The 6,738-nt window shown below is 67.0% G+C and carries 7 protein-coding genes and 1 pseudogene; 6 read left to right on the top strand and 2 right to left on the bottom strand.

Going from position 1 to position 6,738, the window contains the following annotated elements; all coding sequences use genetic code 11:
• The 4 genes from D9599_RS29915 to D9599_RS29900 all read left to right on the top strand — a co-directional run.
• Positions 1-318, top strand: a 318-nt coding sequence (locus D9599_RS29915; protein ID WP_375373099.1) for a GCG_CRPN prefix-to-repeats domain-containing protein, incomplete at its 5' end; no start/stop codon positions are given.
• A 40-nt stretch (positions 319-358) separates the two neighbouring features.
• Positions 359-883, top strand: a complete 525-nt coding sequence (locus D9599_RS29910; RefSeq protein WP_198384988.1) for a hypothetical protein — start codon at positions 359-361, stop codon at positions 881-883.
• A gap of 163 nt (positions 884-1,046) precedes the next feature.
• Positions 1,047-2,636, top strand: coding sequence for an AMP-binding protein (locus D9599_RS29905; protein ID WP_198384987.1), 1,590 nt, complete (start codon positions 1,047-1,049; stop codon positions 2,634-2,636).
• Positions 2,637-3,038: 402 nt separating this feature from the next.
• Positions 3,039-3,812, top strand: a complete 774-nt coding sequence (locus tag D9599_RS29900) for an alpha/beta hydrolase (RefSeq protein WP_198384986.1) — start codon at positions 3,039-3,041, stop codon at positions 3,810-3,812.
• 14 nt (positions 3,813-3,826) lie between these two features.
• Here the strand turns inward: D9599_RS29900 and D9599_RS29895 are convergent, their stop codons facing one another.
• Positions 3,827-4,390, bottom strand: coding sequence for a TetR/AcrR family transcriptional regulator (locus tag D9599_RS29895; RefSeq protein ID WP_198384985.1), 564 nt, complete (start codon positions 4,388-4,390; stop codon positions 3,827-3,829).
• Positions 4,391-4,628: 238 nt separating this feature from the next.
• On the opposite strand from D9599_RS29895, the gene D9599_RS29890 reads away from it, so the two are divergent.
• Together D9599_RS29890 and D9599_RS29885 are read left to right on the top strand one after the other, a co-directional pair.
• Positions 4,629-5,180, top strand: coding sequence for a hypothetical protein (locus tag D9599_RS29890; RefSeq protein WP_198384984.1), 552 nt, complete (start codon positions 4,629-4,631; stop codon positions 5,178-5,180).
• Positions 5,181-5,201: 21 nt separating this feature from the next.
• On the top strand, positions 5,202-5,978 hold the full coding sequence (locus D9599_RS29885; protein ID WP_198384983.1) for a hypothetical protein: 777 nt from the start codon (positions 5,202-5,204) through the stop codon (positions 5,976-5,978).
• Positions 5,979-6,548: 570 nt separating this feature from the next.
• Here D9599_RS29885 and D9599_RS29880 read toward each other — a convergent pair.
• Positions 6,549-6,738, bottom strand: a pseudogene (locus tag D9599_RS29880) (IS110 family transposase); the annotation flags it as partial.

The raw sequence follows: 6,738 nt of genomic DNA, 5'->3' as shown, positions 1-6,738 counted from the left end.
GCTGCGCCCGCCAAGGCGCACACGCAAGCCCCAGGCCCGGGCTCGCCCGTGCCGGTCCTGATGAAGGCCGTCTTCCCGGCCCAGGGCATGGACGCCGCCGCGCCGGTCATCCGCGTGGCGGAGGGCTGCGGGCCCGGTCGCTGGCGCGGCCCCTGGGGTGGTTGCCGCGGCCCCGGTGCCGGCTACTGGTACGCACCGCCGCCGCCACCCGTTTATTACGGCGGGAACGGCTGCCCGCCCGGCTTCTGGCGTGGCCCCTGGGGCCACTGCCGCGACACGCCTTACCATGGCGCGATGCCCGGCGGCGGCTGGCGGTAGCTCCAGAACCCTCTGACCCGAACGAACAGGAGATACCCTGATGAAGTCCCTGCGCCTTGCCCTGATAGCAGCCACCATCCTGGCGACCCTTCCTTTGGCCGCCTTACACGCGCAGCCCACCCCGGCGGTACCCTCAGGCCAGGCTGCCCCAGCCACGCAACAGGCACTCCAAGTCCCGGCCTTCACCGAGGCCGATGCCCGCGCCGTGCTGAACGGTCGCCTGGCCGCTATCAGGACGGTTCTCGAATTGAGTCCCGAGCAGGAGCGGCTCTGGCCGCCCGTTGAGATGGCCATCCGTGACATCGTCCGAGGTGCCGGCGAGCGCCGTGCCCGCGGAACCTCCGCTGCCGCCCCCGCTCACTTCCTCGACGTGTTGAACGGCATCGCCAACGCCGAGGAGACGCGCGCCCGCGAGCTGCGACGCTTCGTCTCCGCGGCCAAGCCGTTGGCCGACTCCCTCACCGAGGCGCAGCGCCGCCGCGTTCCCGCCTTCCTCGGCATGGACGACACGGGCGGGCCCCACCAGCCAAGCGCACAACTCTGGCTTTTCGAGGAGGAAGGCTGAGGCGAGAGTGATCAGTCCGCCTTTTCGTGGCCAGCACGCCGGGGTTGACGATGCTCAGTCCTCATCCATCCACGGACGTTGCCGACGCCGATGCAGATGCTGTGGGCACACCAGTCAGCTCGGTGCGCTTCTCACGCTTCGATTCGAAACCGGACATCCAACCATGTTACCTGAAGCCTACGATCGAGCGCACGGCGGCACTGATAACGCTGACACAGGGCTTAAAATCGTCACAGATGGAGCAGCATACATCGATCTGCTGCTCGCGCGCTTGGCTGAGGCCGGAGAGGCGCCCGTGCTGCGGTACCATGGCGAGGATCACTCCGCCGCAGCCTTCGCAGGCTCCATCTTCCGCTACGCGCGGGCGCTGGCGACCTTGGGCATCGGGCCCGGTAGCCTCGTTGCGCTATTCGCCCCCAACGCGCCATCGGCGCTCGCGGTGCGATACGCCGCGCATTTACTCGGGGCTGCCGCTGTCTACCTGTCGGCGCCTGAAGCCGTCGAGCGGCGGGCAGAACTGATCGAGCGGATGGACCCACAGTTGCTGGTTCTCTTTCCGGAGACCTCTCACCTGTGCCCGCCGGACACCCGGGTTCGCATCGGGACTGTGGACTTGCCCAAAGGTGGACAATCCGTCCCCCTTGATCAGCTTGCGGCCAAAGCCTCGAGCGAGCCGATGAAGAGCGTGGCTCGCCCCGACGATCTCGCCGTCATCGTCTCGTCCGGAGGAACGACCGGCGTGCCCAAGGGCAGCTGCCGGAGTTTCGCTGCCTACACGGCCGTGGTCCGCGCCCCCAGCCCGAAGGACCGTCGGCAGCTCGTGAACGGACCGCTGGCCTACCTTTCGCAAGTACTGGTAGATACGACTCTGCTCGGCGGCGGCACCGTCATCCTGCAGGACTCCTTCGAAGCGGCCACTACATTGGCCGCCATTGACACTGAGCGCATCACCCATCTCTTCCTGGTCGAGCCGCAGCTCTTTGAGCTGATGGACCATCCCGACGTCAGTCGGCGCGACCTGTCGTCGCTGCGCATGCTCACACATATCGGCGCCTCTGCACCGCCCACTCTGCGCCGCAGGGCGCTCGAGCGCTTCGGTCCCGTCCTCGCTCATGTTTATGGAGCGAGCGAGATGGGCCTCGTCAGCCTCCTATCACCCGCCGATTATGACCTGGACCATCCAGCCCTGCTCAGCACCGCCGGTAAGGTCCTACCGGGCGTGGATGTTCGTTTTCGGCGCGCAGACGGCCGTCTCGCAGCGCCTTGGGAGCCGGGCCGCATCGAAGTGCGGTCGCCTGCTCTGGCGGAAGGATACCGGAACCTTCCTGAACACGAGGCTGACTTCCGCAACGGGTGGTTCCGTTCCGGTGACGTCGGCTTTGTCGATCGTCAAGGATACCTCAACATTCTCGGCCGAGTGGCCGATCTGAAGCTGGCTGACGGCACCGGTGCGAACCCAACGCTCCTGGAGGATGCGCTGTGCGGCCTCCCCTCCATCCGCTACGCAGTGGTTGTGCCAGAGGAGAGTGGACAGGCGACGACAACGCGCTGGCTCGCGGCTATCGAAGTCTGGCCCGGCATGGTACCGGACATTGCTGAATGTGGGGCGGTCATCACTTCGCGCTTTGGCCCCGCGTTCGCCGCGACGGTCGCCATCATGCCGGTGGACCGTGTTCCCAGAACTGCGCAGGGGAAGCCGGCCCGGGAGGCAATCCGGCAGCGTGCGTCACGCCAGCCCCAATTCCACTCGTAGCTTTCGGCCGCTTGAGGCATGAAGAGGAGCCCACTTCACGAAGGGGAGGCGAACATTCCCTCACTCACCTCGGAAGAGGAAGCTCGACGCAGCCAGATTACGGCGTGGCCGGCTCGCCGACTGTCTCGGCGCGTCGCGCTTGCCTCCCCTCTGATGGCTGGCTTGTTCTCAGCGCCCGGACGCGCCCAGGCGCCGCCCTCTGACGCTCGGCCACGCGCCGTGCCGGCGCGGCTGCTGCCTGTCCCTCGATCGGTCAGCCCTGCGCTGCAACGCCGCATCGCCGCACCTTACCCGGTCGGGTGGGACACCGTGCCCCAAGCCGCGGAAGAATGGCGAGCTCTGGCTGCGCGCAGTGCCGCTGAAGTCACCCCGCACCTCGGAGCCATCCGGCAGCAGCTTGGCGTGCGCGTTGAGACCACGCAGATCGCGGGCGTTCGGGTCTTCGTCGTCACGCCCAACGAGCTGCCCGACCAGCACCGCAACAGACTTCTCGTGCACGTCCACGGTGGCGGCTACGTCCTGTATCCGGGGGAGGCCGGCGCGGGCGAGGCGATGCTGATGGCCGGCTACGGGCGCTTCAGGGTTGTCTCCGTCGATTACCGCATGGCACCCGACCACCCGTTTCCCGCAGCGCTCGATGACACGATGGCCGTCTGGCGTGCCGTGGTGGCGCAACACGATCCACGACGCATGGCGATCTTCGGCAGCTCTGCCGGTGGTGGGCTGACGCTGGCAGCCGTCCTGCGAGCGCGCGCGGAGGGCCTACCGCTTCCCGCGGCCATCGCACCGGGTACGCCCTGGTCCGACCTGACGGGGGAGGGCGACTCACTCTCGGCCAACGCCTTCGTGGACAACGTCCTCGTGTCGATGGAGGGGTGGGTAGGTGCTGCCGCAAGCCTCTACGCGAGTGGTCACGATCCACGCGACCCCTTCATCTCGCCGGTCTTTGGCGACTTTGCGGGATTTCCGCCGGCGATCCTGACCTCGGGAACGCGCGACCTGTTTCTTAGTCAGGCGGTGCGGACCCATCGCAAGCTGCGTCAGGCAGGTGTCGAGGCAGCTCTGCAGGTCTTCGAGGGGCAGAGCCATGCCCAGTTCCTCGACCCCTTCGTGCCGGAGACCGAGGAGGCCTTCGGTGAGATCGCGCGGTTCTTCGATACGCACCTCCTACCGTGAGAACCTTGGCAGCCTCATTCGCCAACGCGTGCGGTGGCAAGGACGGCCTCGAGGAGGGTGTCCGCACCCTCCTCTCCTGGGAGCGAGGCAATCAAGGCACTTAGCCGGCCATCGATCAGCAGCACCGCAAAACCGTGTACAAGGGCCCACAGCGCCGCCGACTGCGCGGCCGTCTGCAAGGGGGGGAGGGGCTGTTCCTGAGCACGCGCTGAGGCAGCTGCGCGCAGCGCGCTGCGGGCCTCGGCGATCGCGTCGCGCAGTGCCGGTCGGGCAGGGTCCAGGCGCTCACTCCGGTACATGAGGGAGAACAAGCCTGGGTGCTTCCGGGCGAAACCAACATAGGCGCGGCCCATGGCCTTCATCCTGGCCCTGGGATCCTCTCCAGCGGCCTCCATGGCCTCGAACACTGCCTTGCCGAAGCGGCGGTAACCAAGCGCGGCGAGTTCACTGAGCAAACCCGTGAGATCGCCGAAGTGGCTTGCCGGAGCTGCGTGCGAGACCCCGGCCGCGCGGGCTGTGGCGCGGAGCGTGAGCGCCTGGATGCCGTCCCGCTCAAGGATCCTCTCGGCAGCCGACATGAGCACGGCCGGGAGGTCCCCGTGATGGTATGGGCGAGACAGCTTCGGCTCTCTGCTGCGCATGCGGGCTAGCGGTTCGAATCCTTTGTTGACAGTCGCAGAGCCATACAGCTACCCAATCTTACCAGCGTCAAGATCAGCTCGGCATGCTGGTGAAGGCTACCCGCCTGACTACTCGCTTGCTGCGTCATCAGGACCACGCCCGGCACAAGGGCCGGCTCGGCTCGGGAGATCGACAATGAGCATCCTGCTGGCCTTTGCGCCCTTCATCGTTTTCGCCGCTGTCGACCGGCTCGTCGGGCCGACGGAGGGGCTGGTTGCCGGCGCCCTGACCTCGCTTGCCCTGCTGGTGCGAGACTGGGTCAGCCCGGGCCGAACGCCGAAGCTGCTCGAGATCGGCACAGCGCTGCTCTTTGGCGGCATGGCGCTATACGCCGTGCTCGGCAATCCCGACTGGTCGATCATGGCCGTGCGGCTGCGCGTCGATGCGGGTCTTCTGCTGATCGTCCTGGGCACCCTCGCGATCGGACGCCCCTTCACGCAACAATACGCACGGGAGAAGGTTCCCGCCGCCTACTGGGACAGCTCCTCCTTTCGGCAGACAAACACGGTGATCACGGCGGTTTGGGCACTCGCCTTCCTGGTGATGGTGCTCGCCGACCTGGTCCTCCTCTACATGCCTGATGTGCACCCTCGCGTCGGGATCATCGCGACAGTCCTGGCCCTGGTCGGCGCCATCAAGTTCACCGGGTGGTACCCGGAGCGGGCGAAGCACCCGGCTCCTGGCTGACCGACCCGCCGGACAGAAGACGTGAGCGACCTCGTCACGAGCCTCATCGTTGCTGGCTGCGTCTTTGCGGGTGGCGTGGTTGGCCTGCAGCTCCACCGCGTGCTGCCGCCCCATCACCTCGCCAAGGAGACGCTGGATGTTGTCCGGCTCGGCGCCGGGATGGTGTCCGTCCTTGCGTCTCTCGTCTTCGGGCTGCTGATCGCCACGGCCAAGTCAGGCTCCGACACCGCTGATCACGCCATGCGCGCCTACGCGGCCGACACCATCCTGCTTGATCGTACCCTGCGCAGCTATGGGGCGGAGGCGGCCGGCGCACGCGCTCTGCTGCGCCGTACCACGGAGCGCACGCTCCAGGACCTTTGGCCAGGGCCGGGCGAGGCCTTCATCGGGATCGACGATCCTTCCGCGGGCGACCTGTTGGGGCGGGCACAGGAGGTGATCGAGGACCTGCAGCCTGCTGGTCCCCAGCAAACCTGGCTGCAGCAGCAGGCCCTGCAACAGGGTTCATCGCTCATGCGTCAGCGCTGGCTCCTGATCGAGCAGGCAGGTCCGAACGTCCGGCCGATGATCCTGGTTGTTCTGATCATGTGGACCGTCGCGATCTTCGTCAGCTTTGGCCTGAACGCGCCGCGCAACGGGACGGTGGTCGGCGCTTTCCTGATTATCTCACTGGCCATTGGTGGGGCCGTGTTCCTGATCCTGGAGATGGACAGCCAGTTCGAGGGCTATCTTCGCCTTTCCGAACTGCCACTGCGGAACGCGCTGGTACAGCTTGGCGCCGGGGCGGGCGGGACGTGACACCCTCAAGGAAAGCTCCTTTGCTGCGAGATGATGGCTGCCGGAATGGGTGGCCTACGGCGGCTGGACTGACCCAGAAATTGCGTCACCCAGCGAGGTAAACCGTCCCATCTTCAGCGCGCAAAGCGATGGCGGTTAACCCATTGCCATCGCTTGAGCCGCCGAGCGGCCAGCCATCCTCAAAGGCGAACTCGACGCCATGGCCGGAACACCGGATCTGGGTTTCGTCGGCGCTCAGCACGCGGCGGCCGCGCTAGGTCAGCGGCAGGTACTAGCAGCCTGTCGGGTTTGGGTCCGCTGCCAGGGGAACAGTTGAGTGGTTGTTTGATCGCGACTGGGTCGGTCAACTCCTTCCTGTTGACGCTGCATCGCCGCCGGATCGTGGTTGTTTTCGCGGTCGGCCCTGCTGGCCGCCGCACCATGCACCTTGAGACGAGACCCCTCCATGTGGAACGCGCGGTCCGGTTGCCTGGCCGCGAGGCCCACCGCAGGATGGCCTGCGTCGCGTCCCGGCGCGGACGCCTGCGTCCGCCTAGCCGGCGGAACTGGGAAACCTCTGTTCTGTGTCGGTCAGGCCGCGGCAGGGAGGCTGGGACAAGCCTGGAAAGGCGCGTTGGCCTTCCATATGGCGTGCAGCACGACGCTGATCTTGCGCGCGACCGCGACAGCCGCTCGCTTGAACCCGAGGCGCTGCACCAGGCCCAGTCCCCAGGCCTTTAACGCCGATGCGCGCTGGACCCGGACCAGCAGGCAGGCGGCT

This window comes from Roseomonas sp. KE2513 (assembly GCF_016107305.1).
In the GTDB taxonomy this organism is placed as follows: domain Bacteria; phylum Pseudomonadota; class Alphaproteobacteria; order Acetobacterales; family Acetobacteraceae; genus Roseomonas.
This window is presented reverse-complemented; position numbering and strand designations above follow the sequence as displayed.

Bases quoted from the DNA above. Each gene is read 5' to 3' on its own strand.
- D9599_RS29890 (WP_198384984.1), top strand. From the start codon at position 4,629: ATGAGCATCCTGCTGGCCTTTGCGCCCTTCATCGTTTTCGCCGCTGTC.
- D9599_RS29895 (WP_198384985.1), bottom strand. From the start codon at position 4,390: ATGTCGGCTGCCGAGAGGATCCTTGAGCGGGACGGCATCCAGGCGCTC.
- D9599_RS29910 (WP_198384988.1), top strand. From the start codon at position 359: ATGAAGTCCCTGCGCCTTGCCCTGATAGCAGCCACCATCCTGGCGACC.
- D9599_RS29905 (WP_198384987.1), top strand. From the start codon at position 1,047: ATGTTACCTGAAGCCTACGATCGAGCGCACGGCGGCACTGATAACGCT.